Source organism: Gluconobacter aidae (genome assembly GCF_009547075.1).
GTDB lineage: Bacteria > Pseudomonadota > Alphaproteobacteria > Acetobacterales > Acetobacteraceae > Gluconobacter > Gluconobacter aidae.
Genome location: NZ_WIPH01000095.1, coordinates 1 through 1,172, shown reverse-complemented (window position 1 = coordinate 1,172; position 1,172 = coordinate 1). Strand labels below are relative to the sequence as shown.

Here is a 1,172-nt window from a genome sequence, read left to right as displayed (position 1 = left end):
CAGGTTCTGTGCGTGCATGACCGGATCATCACCCGTTCGCATGGCCTGCCAGGCCGCACGATTTATGACTGGCGGCATTATCTGGCGGTCATCCAGCGCAAACCGGGCGCCCTGCACAATGGCGCGCCGTTTACCGAATTGCCAGCCGCCTTCCGGACCCTGCAGGATCAACTGCTCAGGCGGCCTGGAGGCGACCGGGAAATGGCTGAAATCCTGGCCCTGGTGCTGCAGCATGATGAGCAGGCCGTCCTCTGCGCGGTTGAACTGGCTCTTGAAGATGGCGTGGCGACCAAGACCCATGTTCTCAATACGCTGCATCGCCTGATCGATGCCAAAAGAACCGTGGTTCCCCGGCTTGATGCCCCACAGGCCCTGGTGCTCGAACATGAACCGTGCGCCGATACAGGGCGGTATGACATCCTGCGAAGGGACAGCCGCCATGCGTCATGATCCTGCCGCTGCTTCACTTGTCGTCATGCTCCGTGGACTGCGGATGTATGGCATGGCCCAGGCCACGGCTGACCTTATTGAGCAGGGTGTGCCCGCCTTCGGGGCGGCCATCCCCATTCTCTCGCAGCTTCTGAAGGCGGAACTGGCCGAACGCGAAGTGCGCTCCATCGCCTACCAGACCAAGACCGCCCGGTTCCCTGCCTACAAGGACCTGTCCGGGTTCTCCTTTGCCAATACGCAGGTCAACGAGCCCATGGTCCGCCAGCTCCATAGCGGGGACTTCATCGAGCGCGCTGAAAATGTCGTGCTGATCGGTGGTCCGGGAACCGGAAAAACCCACCTGGCGACCGCGCTGGCCATCCAGGCGATCACCCATCACCGCAAGAAGGCGCGCTTCTGGTCAACGGTCGACCTGGTCAATGCGCTCGAACAGGAAAAGAACGCCAACCGGGCCGGGCAGATTGCCGACAGGCTGCTCCGCCTGGATCTCGTGATCCTTGATGAACTCGGTTATCTCCCCTTCAGTGCGTCTGGGGGCGCCCTGCTGTTCCATCTGCTCAGCCGCCTCTACGAGCGCACCAGTGTCATCATCACAACCAATCTGAGCTTCAGTGAATGGGGAGACGTCTTTGGTGACCCGAAGATGACGACGGCGCTCCTCGATCGGCTGACCCATCACTGTCATATCCTCGAGACAGGAAATGACAGCTACAGGTTCCGCG

The 1,172-nt window shown here is 61.0% G+C and carries 1 protein-coding gene and 1 pseudogene; both read left to right on the top strand.

Features of this window, described 5'->3' with window-relative positions; all coding sequences use genetic code 11:
• Nucleotides 1-450: pseudogene (locus GFJ39_RS13870) on the top strand (IS21 family transposase); the annotation flags it as partial.
• Nucleotides 440-1,172 (top strand): IS21-like element helper ATPase IstB (gene istB / locus GFJ39_RS13865; RefSeq protein ID WP_153432039.1); only part of this gene is annotated, 733 nt, incomplete at its 3' end. The pseudogene GFJ39_RS13870 and the gene istB, both read left to right, overlap by 11 nt.